Below are 13,978 nucleotides of genomic sequence, written 5' to 3' on the forward strand. Positions count from 1 at the left end.
CTCGTTGCGACGATCGAACCCGGCGAATGCAAAAACTACTTCGCAAACGCCGGATACGCTTCCGTCAAAACGTGAAAGACTCTAGAGAGCGCCTCTATGCTGCCATCGTCGCCAGAGCCGCCGTTCGCGCTACGGCTTGAATCGACCGTGTCGAAACTATCAGCAAAAACGGCGCCCTTGGCGTGGGAGCCGAGGGCGCCGCGGGACCGGACCTGATGGGGGTTATCAGGTGGCCGGTTTCTCGGGCAGCGGCGAGATCGGCATTCCCGGGCCGATCTTCTGCAGATTGCCGGTAATCACCCGGTCGCCTTCGGCCACACCGCTCAAGATGGCAACCTGATCGCCATTGGTCGGTCCGAGCGAAACGATGCGCTGGTCGACGGTGTTGTCCTTGCCGACGACATAGAGGTATTTGCCAAGCTGGCCTGAGCCGAGTGCCGTCTGCGGCACCATCAGCGCATCGGGCTGCTCTTTGACGTGCAGTCTGACGCGGACATACTGGCCGGGCAGCAGCGTGAATTTGCCGTTGCCGACCGTCGCCCGTGCCGTGATCGTGCCGGTCGAGCGATCGATCGTGTTGTCCATGAAGGTAAGATCGCCCTTCTGGCGCGGTTCGGTTTCACCAGGAAGCAGGACATCGACACTGATCGGTCCCGCAGCCCGAGCTTCCTCGATCTGGGTCAGGTCCGTTTCGCTCGGATTGAACGTGACGTAGATCGGATCGAGCTGCACCAGCGAGTTGAGCACGGTGCCGGCGACGCTGACCAGCGTTCCAACGGAAGCCTGGCTGCGTCCGATACGTCCCGCGAACGGGGCGCTGATTTCGGTATAGCTCAAATTGAGCTCGGCGGTCCGCAAAGCGGCCTGGTTCACGGCGAGCGAGGCCTGAGCCTCGCGCAAGGTGCTGGTGCGCTGGTCGAACACGTCCTTGGCGAGATAGCCGCTCTTGGCGAGCTCGCTGCCGCGCCCGAGACTGGAGCGTGCATAGTCGAGTGTTGCCGTGTCGCGCTGGATAAGCGCCTTCGCCTGCTCGAGGGCAGCCTGGAAATCCTCCGGGGCGATCTTGTAGAGAAGGTCGCCCTTGGCAACGTCGCTGCCGTCGGTGGCGACCTGCTCCTGCAGATACCCCGGCACGCGCGCCTGCAGCGTGATGCTGCGAATGGGCTCCACCCGGGCGGCATAGTCGAGATAGATCGGGATCGTCTTCTTGACGACGCTCACCACCGGCACCGGCATGACAAAGGCTTCCGGCTTGGGGGTCGCCGCCCCGGCTGTGCCGGCGTTGAGGCTGAGGCTGCCCATGTCGAGCAGGTGAACGCTCGCCACTGAAATCGCCCCAAGGGCGACGGCCGTTCCCAGCGCGATTTTCCATTTACGCATGATCAATTCTCCAGTCCTATTCAGCCGCTTCGGCCAATGGCTCGAAGGCGGATTCGGCAGTTGGTTGTTCAGTCGCTTCGGAGACCGGTCCGCTCTCGCTGCGGCGCTCGCGCAGCTGCTCGATCACCGCATAGAAGACCGGCACGAACACCAGCGACAGGATCGTCGCCGCGACCATGCCGCCAAAGACGGTGGTGCCGATCGACTGCCGGCTCGCGGCACCTGCACCTGTAGCGAACATTAGCGGCAGCACGCCGAGGATGAAGGCGAAGGCGGTCATCAGGATCGGTCGCAGCCGCAGCCGCGCCGCTTCCATCGCGGCGTCGACGATGCTGAGGCCTTCTTCGCGCCGGCGCCGGGCAAACTCCACGATCAGAATCGCGTTCTTGGCCGCCAGTCCGATCAGCATGACGAAGCCGATCTGCGAATAGACGTCGATCTGCATGCCGCGCAGCCACAGCACGACGAACGCACCGAACAATGCAAGCGGCACCGCCAGCAGCACCATGAACGGCATCGCCCAGCTCTCATATTGCGCGGCGAGGATCAGGAAGACGAAGACGATCGCGAGACCAAAGACGACGGATGCGATCGATCCCGCCTTGAGCTCCTGATAGGTGATGCCAGTCCATTCGTAGCCGAAATCTCTCGGCAACGCCGTGGCAGCGGCACGCTCCATTGCCGCCACCGCCTGGCCGGACGAAAAGCCGGGGGCGGCGCCGCCATTGATCAGGGCCGACGCATTGTTGTTATAATGCGGCACGGTCTCTGGGCCGACGATGGGCACAAGCTTGCCCAGCGTGCTCAGCGGCACCATGCCGCCCGACGCATTGCGGACATAGAGCCGCGAAATGTCGGCCGGACCCGCACGAGAGTCCTTGTCGGCCTGGATCGTCACCCGGAAGGTGCGGCCGAACAGGTTGAAATCGTTCACATAGAGCGAGCCGAGATAGATCTGCAGCGTATTGAAGACGTCCGGCAGGTTGAGCCCGAGCAGCTTCGCCTTGGCGCGATCGAGATCGTAGTTGAACTGCGGCGTCGAGGTCGAGAACGACGAGAACAATTGCTGCGGGTTGAGCTCGGGCTGCTTGCGCGCCTCGGCAATCACCGCTTGCGTCGCATCGTTGAGCGCCACGCTGCCGCGGCCGGTCAGGTCCTCGACCTGGAACTCGAAGCCACCGGTGGTACCAATGCCCGGGATCGACGGCGGGTCGAAGCTCAGCGCAAAAGCCTCCGGAATTTGCAGCAGCTTGTTGCGCACGTCGGCGACGAGCTTCGAAGCGCTCTGGTCGGGGCCGCGTTCGTCCCATGGCTTCAGGATGGCGAATTCGACCGCCGAGTTCGACTGCGCGGCGCTGGTCAGGAAGTTCAAGCCGCTGATCGAGCCGACGATGTCGACGCCGGGGGTATTCTGCAGGATGTCGCGTGCCTTTTGCGCCACGGCGTCGGTGCGTTCCAGCGAGGCCCCGTCGGGGAGCTGGATGACGACGAAGAAATAGCCTTGGTCCTCGACCGGGAGGAAGGTCGAGGGCAGGCGCTGCCAGACGAAATAGGTCGCGACAAGTCCGGCCGCGAACACGCCGAGCATGATCCAGCGCAGGCGGATGAGAATGCGCACGCCATTCGCATAGGCATGCGCCAGCCGTTCGAAGCCCATGTTGAACCAGCGGAACAGCACGAACTGCGTTTCCGGCCGGTGGCGCAGGAAGGCGGCGCTGAGCGACGGGGTAAGCGTCAGCGAGACGAAGGCCGAAATGCCGAAGGAGATCGCCACCGTCAGGGCAAACTGGTTGTAGAGCCGGCCGGACACGCCGGGAATGAAGGCGACCGGCACGAACACGGCCATCAGCACGGCGGTCGTGGCGATGATCGGGCCGGTGACCTCAGCCATCGCCGTGCGCGTGGCAGCCAGCGGTTTGAGGCCGGCCTCAAGTTGGCGTTCGACATTCTCGACGACGACGATCGCATCATCGACGACGAGGCCGATCGCCAGCACCATGCCGAGCAGGCTGAGCATATTCAGTGAGAAGCCAAGCATATTCATGACGGCCAGCGTCGCCACCAGCGACACCGGAATTGCGATCGTCGGGATGATCGTGGTGCGCCAGCTTTGCAGGAAGATGAACACCACGGCGACGACCAGGACCAGCGCTTCGCCGAGCGTGATCAGCACGTCGTGCATCGAGGCCGAAACGAAACGTGTCGTATCGTAATGCATGGCGTAGCTGACGCCCTTCGGGAAACGGGCCGACAGCTCCTGCATCTTGTCCTTGACGCGCTGCTGCAGATCGAGCGCGTTGGAGCCCGGCATCTGGTAGACCGCCAGCACCACCGTCGGGTCCTTGCCGAAGAAGGCCGACGACGAATATTGCAGCGCGCCGAGCTCGATGCGCGCAACGTCGCGCAGCCTGACCAGCGAGCCGTTTGCGGTATTGGCGCGCACGACGATGTCGCCGAACTCCTTGGGATCGCTCAGCCTGCCCACGGCGTTGACCTGCATCTCGAAGGCAGTGCCGGCCGGAGCCGGCGACTGCCCGATCTTGCCGGCCGCCACCTGGACGTTCTGCTCGGCGACGGCGTTCTGCACGTCGACGGCAGTAATGCCGAGATTGGCTAGCTTGTCGGGGTCGAGCCAAATGCGCATCGAATAGCGCCGCTCGCCGAAGATCTGCACGTCGCCAACGCCGGGCAGGCGCTTCAGCGGATCGACCACCTGCAGATAGGCGAGATTGCTCAACGCGACCGGGTTGACGGAACCGTCCGGCGAGGTGAGGTCGACGATCAGGACGAAGTTCGGGTTCTGCTTCTTGATCGTCACGCCGCCCTGATTGACGATGGCCGGCAACGAGGAAGCCGCCTGCGAAACGCGGTTCTGGACGTCGACGGCCGCGGTGCTCAGATCGTAGCCAACGTCGAAGGTGATGGTGATCGTCGAGGAGCCGTCATTGGAGCTCGACGACGACATATAGGTCATGCCCTGGACGCCGTTGATCTGCTGTTCGAGCGGCGTCGTCACCGTGTCGGCGACGACCTGCGCGCTGGCGCCCGGGTAATGGGCGCTGACCACGACCTGGGGCGGCGTGATGTCGGGAAATTGCGAGACGGGCAGCAGGAAATAACAGATCCCCCCGGCGAGCACCATGATGATGGCGATCGCCGACGCAAAGATCGGGCGATGGATGAAGAAGTTTACCATGAGATGCACGCCTCGCCCGATGCTCTGGCCCGGCCAAAGGCCTTGGCCACCCTGGACAGCCGCCGGCTGCGCATTGAGCCGGAATCTTCGAGAAAACCGAAATCTTGCAGAGGGCGGCGCGGCGCATTGCGGCGCTCGGCCTGCTCATCCGCCAGCGCACGCAGCATCGCCTCGAAAGACCGCGGGTCGACGCGGTCGGCTTTCATCAGCATGCGGATCATCGGATCCCTCACGACTTCATCGATCGTCAGATCATTGCGCTGCGACATCGAAGCGGCTCCTGGTTTTTGGTGATCCGCGGCAGGCCGCGGATCGGGTGTTCTCTTGCTCGCCGGCCGAGGCCGTAAGGTGCGGTTCGTCCCCTTGCCGATCGGGGCGGGGCTGATGGCCGGCACTTGCGAGTTTGACATGATGCAATGCGGGTGTTACAGGTAAGTAACATCTCTAACGTTACAGACCGGTAACACCCTAGTCAAGAGGTGCACCGAGGGAATTTCGGGAAACGCAATCACGGAGGTTTTGATGACAGACGGTGTTGTGGAGCGTGTTCGCCCCCGGGACAGGATCCTGGAGACGGCACGGGACATGTTTCACAAGCATGGCATTCGCGGCGTCGGCATCGACGCCATCACCGAGGCCGCCGGCACCAACAAGATGACGCTCTACCGGCATTTCGAGTCCAAGGACGACCTGATCATCGAATGTCTGCGGGCGACCGCCTGCAGCGCCAACGCGATGTGGGAAAAGTTCGAGGCCGAGAATCCGGGCGACAAGCTGGCGCAGCTGCACGCCTGGGTCCGAATGGCGGCCGATTGCTTGATGTCCGACCGTCGCGGTTGCGACATGGCCAACGCCGCCATCGAGCTGAGCGAGGCCGATCATCCGGCAAGGCAAGTGATCAAGGAACTCAAGGAAGCGCAGCGCGAGCGGCTGGTCTCCCTGTGTCGCGATGCCGGCATCGGACAGGCCGAACTTCTTGCGGACACGCTGTCGCTGTTGCTCGAGGGCGCCCGTGTCAGCCTGCAAAGCGTCGGCGCCGAGGGCCCGAGCGCGCAGTTCGTCCGCATGGCGGAAGGCCTGATCACTTCTTTCAGGGCCAGATAATCTCGCAAGCGGCGAAACGATCCGTGGCGTTTCGATTGCGCGCCGCGCCGCCGGGTGATGTCTCGTCCTATCCGGATGTGCCATCTCGCGTCTCCCTTGCCGATCCCCCGCACCATTGCCGGCGCGGCGTTGTTTGCTGGTCGTGAGGCAGGATAGGGCCGCCGGCGAACCGGTGAGAGTGACAAGTGTGACAGGATTCTGCCCGACAAGCCGCGGCGATCGCAGCGAAGCTCATCGATCCGCGGATCAACAGTCGTGTCCGGTGCTAGTCACGATCCCAAGCGTCGGCCGCTATCCCGGAGCCGGAATAAAAAAAGCCCGCTGCCGGGAGGAGGTGGCAGCGGGCTCGATTTCGAATACGGCACGGGAGGAGGTGTACCGCACTCAGCGTCGGCATCGCATCTGGGAGGAGTAGATGGCCGACACCTGCGAAACTATCGATTGCCCAATGATTCGGCAACCACAAAAGTTGCATAGCTGATGTGCAGATTTGCGGTATCAACCGAATTTTAACGATCGAGGCCCGAGCGCCATCGCCCTCGCGCGGCATCACTGCACCGGGACATTTTCCTTGAAGATCAGGCGCGGCTCGATGAATTTCCGCGTCAGATAGGGCGCCGACGAGGCGATCGAGCCGAGCAGGCGAATGACCGACTGTTCGGCAATCAACCGCGCATTCTGGTCGATGACGACGTCGAGCAGGTCGTCGACGAGATAGCCGCGCGTCTCGCGCGTCAGATCATGGCAGATGAACACCGGCTTCTTCCGCGGCCTGACTTCGAGCAACGCTTTTGCCACACCCGAGCGTCCGGCGCCGATACAGTAGATGCCGAGCAGCTCCGGCTCGTTGTGCAGCGCCTTCATGGTCGCGGTATAGCTGACCTCCGGCTCATCGTTGATCTCGACGGCGCTGGTGACGGTCAGATTGGGAAACTCTTCGCCGAGCACGGAGCGAAAGCCCATTTCGCGTTCCTCGTGGCCGCGATAGGAACGTGAGCCGACCACCATCGCCAGATGGCCCTGGCGGCCACCGAGGAACCGTCCCATCAGCAGCGCCGCGGTGCGGCCGGCCACCCGGTTGTCGATGCCGACATAGGCTGAGCGGGGCGCGCCAGGAACGTCGGACACCAGCGTGACCAGGCGGATGCCGGCCTCGACGATCTCGCGCAAGATGTTGCGCGTTCTCGGATGATCGATGGCGATGACGCCGACCCCGTTCGCCTTGAGCGAGAGGTTTTCGACGGCCACCTGCAAGGCACTCGGCGAAATGCCGGCGAGCTTGTGGATGCGGCAGGAGGCGACCAGCGGCAGGCGCGCCGCATAATCCTCGATGTGTCTGGCCAGATCGGCCATGAAGGCATTGCTGCCGATCGGCAGGAAGAATTCGAGATGTGCCGGCCGCGAGGGCAACGCGACCTGGTCGACAACCGGCAGATAGCCGAGCTGCTTGGCCGCCTCCATTACGCGCTGCCGGTTGGCGGCACTCGCCCCCGGCCGATTGTTGAGCACACGGTCGACCGTCGCGGTCGACAGGCCGCAGCTTCTGGCAATATCCGAAACGGTGGCTTTCATATCGCAACCATGTGGCGATGCGATCCAGTGCTTCGACGATAAGCCCGGCCCGGCCGCTCAGCCGGGCCGTTTCGTGCCCTCGACCAGCGCCTCATGGATCTCCTTGTCCGACATGCCGGTGATGACGCGTTCGACTTCGGCGACGCTGGTCTTCTTCGGGTCGATATCGTCGGCGACGACCTTGCCGCGGCGCATGACGACGATGCGGTCGACCACCTGGAAGACATGATGGATGTTGTGGGCGATGAAGATGCAGGAATGGCCGGAATCGCGGGCGCTACGCACGAAGCTCAGCACGCCCTGCGTTTCGGCGACGCCGAGATTGTTGGTCGGCTCGTCGAGGATGATGAGGTCGCTGTCGAAATGCATGGCGCGTGCAATCGCCACCGCCTGCCGCTCGCCGCCGGAGAGCGAGCCAATCGGCGTCGTGGGCGGGATGTTCTTCGAGATGCCGACCTGCTTGAGCAGGTCGCGGGCAACCACGTTCATCGCCTCCTGGTCCATGCGGTTGAGGAAACGCGGCGGCTTGATCGGCTCGCGTCCGAGAAACAGGTTGCGGGCGATCGACAGCTGCGTCACCAGCGCCGAGTCCTGGTAGATCGTCTCGATGCCGTGGGCGATGGCGTCGCTGGTGCTGCGCAAATTCACCTTCTTGCCGCGGATGAAGATGTCGCCGCTGGTCAGCGGGACCGCGCCCGACAGCACCTTGATCAGTGTCGACTTGCCGGCGCCGTTGTCACCGAGCAGACCGACGATCTCCCTTTCATTGACATGGAAATTGGCGTCCACCAGCGCTTGCACGCGGCCGTAGGACTTGCGGATATTTTCCATGCGGACAAGCGGTTCGGCCATGGTTCAAGTCCCTGCCTGATGCCGGCGTTCCAGCCATGAGTGGAGCGCCATCATGCCGAGGATGATGGCGCCGATGAAAATATTATAGGCAAGGCCGGGCACGCCGATCAGCACGATGCCGTTGCGCATCACGCGCAGGATCAGGATACCGAGCACCGTGCCGATGATTGTGCCGCGCCCACCGGTCAGCGCCGTGCCGCCGATCACAACCATGGCGATGACTTCGAGCTCGTAGCCGGTGCCGCTGTTGGGGTTGGCCGCCGAGGTGCGCAGCGAGCTGATGACGCCGGCAAGCGAGGCCAGGATCGACGACAGGATGAATAGGCCGATCTTGACGCCGCTGACATTGACGCCGCGCGCCCTTGCAGCACTTGGGTTGCCGCCGGCCGCCTGGATCCAGTTGCCGGTCCGGCTCTGCGTCAGCACGTAGCCGAGCGCGGTTGCGGCGGCGATGAACCAGAACAGCGACATATAGATACGGAACGGCCCGATGAAGAAATCGCCGACCAGCGCTTCCGCCAGCCAGCTGCCCTCGGCGCTCCAGGTCCGCTGCGGAAACCCGTTGGTGACGAACAAAGCGGTGCCGCGCACCACCAGCAGCATGCCCAACGTCACCAGGAAGGACGGGATCTTGAGCTGCGTCACGAACCAGCCATTGACCAGTCCAATGAACGCAGCGACCACCAGCGCCATGACGAAGGCGGCTTCGAGCGAGGCGACGCCGCTGTTGAACAACGTCCACATCAGGACCGGCGAGAAGCCGAACACCGAGCCGACCGAGAGGTCGAATTCGCCTGATGTCATCAACAGCGTCATCGCCAGCGCGATCAGCCCGAGCTCAACCGTGAAGGCCAGCGTGTTCGAGATGTTTTGCGGCGACAGGAAGTCGTGGTTGATGCCCCAGAACACGGCGATCTCGACGACGAGCAGCACGAACGGCCCGAACTCGGGCCGCGCGATCGAGCGTTGGATAAGAGAACGATTTTCCACCTTGGACCCGCGATAGGATTGGATTTGGCCGAGACCGCAACCGGCTTCGGCGGAATGATGAGACAGTCACGGCCGCTGAAGCGGCCGTGACCAACTCGATCGCGGATTTATTTGCCGGACAGGATCTTGTCGTAGACTGCCGCGGTGTCCTTCTCGTAGAGCGCGCCGGTGATCACGTCGAAGCCGGGCGGAATACCGCTCGCCGCCATGTTGGCGAGCGAGAGCGCGACGTAGCTGGTCGCCTGCGGATCCTGCCACTGGCCGGCATTGACGTAGCCGTTCAGCACTTCCTGGGTGGTGTCGAGCGAGTTGCCCCAGCCGACGACCGGGATTTCGCCCGGCTTGACGCCGACCTGGTCGAACACCCGCTTGATCGAACCGGTGACAAGGTCGCCAAGGCCGATGATCGCCTTGACCTTGGCCCTGTTGGCGGTGAGGTAATCGACCATGCGGTTGATCACTTCGGCCTGGTCGAGCGTCGCTTCGGTGATTTCATAGGTGATGCCGAGCGGCTCGAAGACGCTCTTGATGCCTTCCTCTTCCTGGACGCCATAGGTAGCGCCGGGAATTTCGACCGGCATCCAGACGAAGTCGCCCTTCTTCACCAGGCCCTTGTCGACCAAATACTGAGCCCAATGCTTGCCGAAGGTGACGTTGTCGCCGCCGACATAGGCGTTGAAGTCCGCCTTCGGATCGGGCGTGTTGAAGTTGATGATCGGGATGTTCGCCGCCCGCGCTTCCTTGACGATCTCGACAAGGCTGCCCGGATCAGGGCTGGTCGTGGTGATGCCGTCGGCCTTGGCGGCGATCGCGGCGCGAACAGCCTCCTGCTGTGACGCCACGTCGCCATTGTGGAACGACGTGTTGACAGTGTTGCCGGTATCCGCCGCCCATTGCTTGGCGCCGGCAAGGAAGTAGGTCCAGACCGGATCGGCCGGGCCGCCATGCGAAATCCAGTAGAACGTCTTGGCCTGTGCCGCGGCCGGAATAGCCAGCGCCACCACCAAGCCGAGTGCAAGCAGTCTTAGCCTCGTCAGCATTTGATTTCCTCCCATTTGAACCGAACTCCTCCTCCGACGACGATCACCGCGAAAAGCCGTGCGCGGCCAAAACGGTGGTCGCATTTTGCCAGCGTCGACCTGGCGCATTAGAGCATTCCCTTTTTCGATCGATGGCAAGCCTCCATCCGCCAGTGGACGTTGGCGCAAGGCACCACGCCATCAGCAATCCCATCAGATTGCATCAGTTTGGCTGATATTTTCCAGGCGGCCGACGATCGGCCTTGCGACCGTCATGCAATGCCGCGCGGCGGCGCGCCGAGCACGGATTGCTCTAGGTCGATAAGCGTCCCGGTCATCAGCCCGGAGGCGTCGCTGAGCAGGAACAGCGTTAGCTGGGCGACTTCGTCCATGGTCAGCAATCGACCAAGCGGCAGGCCGGCGGCGGCGATCTTTGCCCAGTTTTCGCCCTTGCCCAGCGTGCGCGCCTGCATCTCTTGTTCGGCCGGCGTCGCTACCCAGCCCATGTTGATGCCGTTGACGCGGATGCGATCGGAAAGATGCGCGTTGGCAATGTTTCTGGTCAGCGTCGAAAGCGCGCCCTTGGTTGCGGAATAGATGGCAAGGTCCGGCGCACCGCAATGCGCATTCACCGACAGTATGTTGACGATGGCGCCCGCCGCCCGCCGTGTCTTCATGTCGGCTACGGCCGCCTGCATGAGGAAGAACGGCGCGCGCGCATTGACGGAAAACAACCTGTCCCAGTCGTCGATTGTGCCAGTTTCCAGCGAGGCCCGGTCGGTGAGGGCCGCGGCGTTCACCAGACAATCGATGCGGCCGAGTCTTTTGGTCGCTTCCGCCATGACAGCTGCAGGCGCGGCCGGATCTCCAAGGTCGGCCTGGATGAAGACGACGGGCCGGCTTGGTCGTGAAAGCTCTTCGGCGATGCGTCTGCCACGCTCGGTATTGCGGCCGACAATGGCGATCCCTTCGCCGCCGTCGGCTGAGGCCAGCCGGGCGATGGTCTCGCCAAGCCCTTGCGTTCCGCCGGTAACGACAAGGGTCTTGCCCTCAAGAGCGACGATCAATGGACTCTCCCGAATGCCGACGAGCAGGTAATTTCCAATCAGAGAATTCTAGAATCTATCGGATGTTAGGCTGGGGGACTAGATGAGGTCGGCCCTTGCGAGGTCACGCATCAGGTGGCTGGCGCCGTAGGTCCAGTGCGGGCAGTCGGGCGACAGCCGCACGCGGTTGACCAAGGCACCGAACTTCTCTGAAGAGATGGTGACGATGTCGCCGACCTTGTGGGTAAAGCCCTTGCCTTGTTCGCCGCGATCCTTCGACGGCACGAACATCGTGCCGAGATAAAGCGCCAGCCCGTCCGGGTATTGGTGGTGCGACCCCATGGCGGCGGCGACCAGCTCTTCCGGCGAGCGGCTGATCTCGGCCATCGAACTGGCGCCCTCCAGCGAGAACCCATCCTCGCCCTCGACCTTCAACCGTACGATCGCCTGCTTCACGTCGCCGATGGAAAATGTCTCATCGAACAGCCGGATAAAGGGGCCAAGTGCTGCCGAAGCGTTGTTGTCCTTGGCTTTGCCGAGCAGCAGCGCCGAGCGCCCCTCGACGTCGCGCAGATTGACGTCGTTGCCGATCGTCGCCCCGACAATCCTGCCGCTGCTGGCGGCAATCATGGCGATCTCCGGCTCCGGATTGTTCCATGTCGAAACCGGATGCAGGCCGACATCGGCGCCGAAGCCGACCGAGGCCATCGGCTGGCATTTGGTGAAGATCTCGGCATCGGGGCCGATGCCGACTTCCAGATATTGCGACCAGGCGCCGCGCGCAATCAGCTTGGCCTTGATCTCCATCGCTTCCGGCGAGCCGGGTTTGAGCTTGGACAGATCGTGGCCGATCAGGCCGGCAATGTCGGCGCGAATGGCGTCGGCCTTTTCGGCCGAACCGCGCGCCTGCTCCTCGATCACCCGTTCGAGCAGGCTGACGACAAAGGTGACGCCAGATGCCTTGATCGCCTGCAGGTCGACGGGGGACAGCAGGTACGGTTTCCCCGGATCGCGCGCTGTCTCGAAACTGTTGGCGGCAATGGCATCGAGCGGGCCGATCGGCCGCCCCGTGGCCGAGCGGACGTGTCCTGCCGGATCAGGCAATTCGCAAACGTCGCGTACGGTCGGCGCCATATTTGACGTGATGTCGAAGACGGTACCGTCGCGCACCGTGACCACCAGCGGATGGGAAGCATCGCTCGCCCGGGCGCGGCCAACGAAGAGCCCTTCGGCGGGCAAATGTGTGGCGTTCGTCATGGCTTACATTTCCTGTTGTCTTGTCCTTCGGCCGCGGCACTTTCAACAAATTCCCGCCAAAGGTCTATCCCGCTTGCAGGGCGAGCTTTGTCAATTCTTTCAAGCGGTCTTCGCATCGCTGGACCTTGATCGAGCCTGGCGTGCGCCAATGGCGAGGGAAAACGCTCTTTCAAAATAATGAAACCGTCGCTAGGGTTTTCACCTACTGAAAATCTCCAGGTGACGCTTGCTCTTACGGTTTTCCGATCCAATCTGGCAGAAGCCGCGGACAGCCACCGCGTTCCAGTCGCTTTTTCCAGCCGGCCGACGCGTCGATGTCGTCATCGTCGGCGGCGGCATCATGGGGCTGTCGACGGCCTTGCACGCCGCCCGGCTCGGCCTTGCCGTCCAGGTGCTGGACGCCGGCGAAATTGGCAATGGCGCATCCGGCCTGAACGGCGGTCAGGTCATTCCCGGCCTGAAATACGATCCGGACTGGCTGCTGGAGCATTTTGGTCTCGAACACGGCGAAGCGCTCGTCAACTTTGCCGCCTCGACCGCTGACACCGTCTTCGAATTGATCCGTGACGAAAGACTGGCGGTGCCGTTCGTCCGCAATGGCTGGATCCAGGCGGCGCATACCGAGACCGCGCTGAAAGCGGCGGCAAACCGGGATCGGCAGTGGCGGGCGCGCGGCGCCGATGTCCGGCTGCTGAGCGCGACGGAGATCGCGACGATGACCGGCGCGCAGGGCTATCTCGGCGGCTGGCTCGATCGCCGTGCCGGTGTCATCGATCCGCTCGCCTACACGTCGGAACTGGCGCGCGTCGCTGCAGCGGCGGGCGTGAAGATCGCCGAGCGCCAGAACGTGATGCAGATCAGCAAGGATGCTGGCAGTTGGCACGTTTCAACCGAAAGCGGCGCCGAACTCAAGGCCAAGGCGGTCGTTCTGGCGACCAACGCCTATACCGGCGGCCTGCTCCCGGGCCTCGCCGAGACGTTCGTTCCGCTGCATTCCTTCCAGATCGCGACGGCGCCGCTATCATCCAATGTCGCGGCAGCGATCCTGCCGGACGGGCAGGCAGTGTCGGATTCGCGCCGCATCCTCGTCTATTATCGCAAGAGTGCCGATGGCCGACTGGTGCTCGGCGGGCGCGGCCGCATGGCCCTGCCGAACGGCCCGGCCGACTGGGCGCATCTGGAACGCGCGCTGCTGCGGCTCTACCCGGCGCTGTCCGATATGGCCATTGAAAAGCGCTGGTTCGGTCGGGTGGCAATGACGCCGGACCATCTCCCGCATATCCACGAGCCAGAGAAGGGTCTGCTGGCGGTCGTCGGTTGCCAGGGCCGCGGCATCGGTCTGATGACCGCGCTTGGCGAGCGCATCGCCTCCTACCTGTCGAGCGGCGACACCAGGCAATTGCCGTTCCCGATATCGCCGATCCGGCCGATCCCGTTTCACGCCTTTCGGCAGGTCGGCGTTGCCGCGACCATCGCCTGGTACCGGATGCTGGACGCCTTCGAACGCTGACGTCATGCCCAAGCGTGAAACAGCTTGACAGCTTCACGAATATGAAAAAAGC

Annotated in this window: 11 protein-coding genes; 2 read left to right on the top strand and 9 right to left on the bottom strand. The window is 63.2% G+C overall.

Going from position 1 to position 13,978, the window contains the following annotated elements:
- Positions 1-225: 225 nt before the first annotated feature.
- The 3 genes from NKH70_RS27530 to NKH70_RS27540 are packed head-to-tail and all read right to left on the bottom strand — an operon-like array spanning position 226 to position 4,845.
- Entirely contained in the window at positions 226-1,380 is a 1,155-nt protein-coding gene (locus NKH70_RS27530; protein ID WP_352720691.1) for an efflux RND transporter periplasmic adaptor subunit, read from the bottom strand.
- Positions 1,381-1,396: 16 nt separating this feature from the next.
- Positions 1,397-4,576, bottom strand: a complete 3,180-nt coding sequence (locus NKH70_RS27535) for an efflux RND transporter permease subunit (protein WP_352720689.1) — start codon at positions 4,574-4,576, stop codon at positions 1,397-1,399.
- The gene (locus NKH70_RS27540) at positions 4,570-4,845 is read right to left on the bottom strand and encodes a hypothetical protein (RefSeq protein ID WP_352720687.1); all 276 of its coding nucleotides are present in this window, start codon (positions 4,843-4,845) and stop codon (positions 4,570-4,572) included. The genes NKH70_RS27535 and NKH70_RS27540 overlap by 7 nt, the downstream gene beginning before the upstream one ends.
- A 253-nt stretch (positions 4,846-5,098) precedes the next feature.
- Here NKH70_RS27540 and NKH70_RS27545 point away from each other — a divergent pair, with 253 nt between their 5' ends.
- On the top strand, positions 5,099-5,680 hold the full coding sequence (locus NKH70_RS27545; protein ID WP_031211029.1) for a TetR/AcrR family transcriptional regulator: 582 nt from the start codon (positions 5,099-5,101) through the stop codon (positions 5,678-5,680).
- Between the two features lie 549 nt (positions 5,681-6,229).
- Here the strand turns inward: NKH70_RS27545 and NKH70_RS27550 are convergent.
- From NKH70_RS27550 to NKH70_RS27575, 6 genes are all read right to left on the bottom strand, one after another.
- Entirely contained in the window at positions 6,230-7,252 is a 1,023-nt protein-coding gene (locus tag NKH70_RS27550; protein WP_352720685.1) for a LacI family DNA-binding transcriptional regulator, read from the bottom strand.
- Between the two features lie 57 nt (positions 7,253-7,309).
- Positions 7,310-8,104 (bottom strand): ATP-binding cassette domain-containing protein, encoded by a 795-nt coding sequence (locus tag NKH70_RS27555; protein ID WP_352720683.1) that lies wholly within the window; start codon positions 8,102-8,104, stop codon positions 7,310-7,312.
- Positions 8,105-8,107: 3 nt separating this feature from the next.
- On the bottom strand, positions 8,108-9,094 hold the full coding sequence (locus tag NKH70_RS27560) for an ABC transporter permease (protein ID WP_352720681.1): 987 nt from the start codon (positions 9,092-9,094) through the stop codon (positions 8,108-8,110).
- Between the two features lie 107 nt (positions 9,095-9,201).
- Positions 9,202-10,134, bottom strand: a complete 933-nt coding sequence (locus NKH70_RS27565; protein WP_352720679.1) for a substrate-binding domain-containing protein — start codon at positions 10,132-10,134, stop codon at positions 9,202-9,204.
- Between the two features lie 251 nt (positions 10,135-10,385).
- Positions 10,386-11,180: an SDR family oxidoreductase gene (locus tag NKH70_RS27570; RefSeq protein ID WP_352720677.1), complete on the bottom strand. Its 795-nt coding sequence runs from the start codon at positions 11,178-11,180 to the stop codon at positions 10,386-10,388.
- 78 nt (positions 11,181-11,258) lie between these two features.
- Positions 11,259-12,416 carry a fumarylacetoacetate hydrolase family protein gene (locus tag NKH70_RS27575; protein ID WP_352720675.1) on the bottom strand — a complete coding sequence of 386 codons (1,158 nt, stop codon included), beginning with the start codon at positions 12,414-12,416 and terminating at the stop codon, positions 11,259-11,261.
- Positions 12,417-12,642: 226 nt separating this feature from the next.
- On the opposite strand from NKH70_RS27575, the gene NKH70_RS27580 reads away from it, so the two are divergent.
- On the top strand, positions 12,643-13,926 hold the full coding sequence (locus NKH70_RS27580) for an NAD(P)/FAD-dependent oxidoreductase (RefSeq protein WP_352915811.1): 1,284 nt from the start codon (positions 12,643-12,645) through the stop codon (positions 13,924-13,926).
- Positions 13,927-13,978 lie beyond the last annotated feature (52 nt).

The sequence above is a fragment of the Mesorhizobium sp. M0991 genome (assembly GCF_040318915.1).
Taxonomy (GTDB): domain Bacteria; phylum Pseudomonadota; class Alphaproteobacteria; order Rhizobiales; family Rhizobiaceae; genus Mesorhizobium.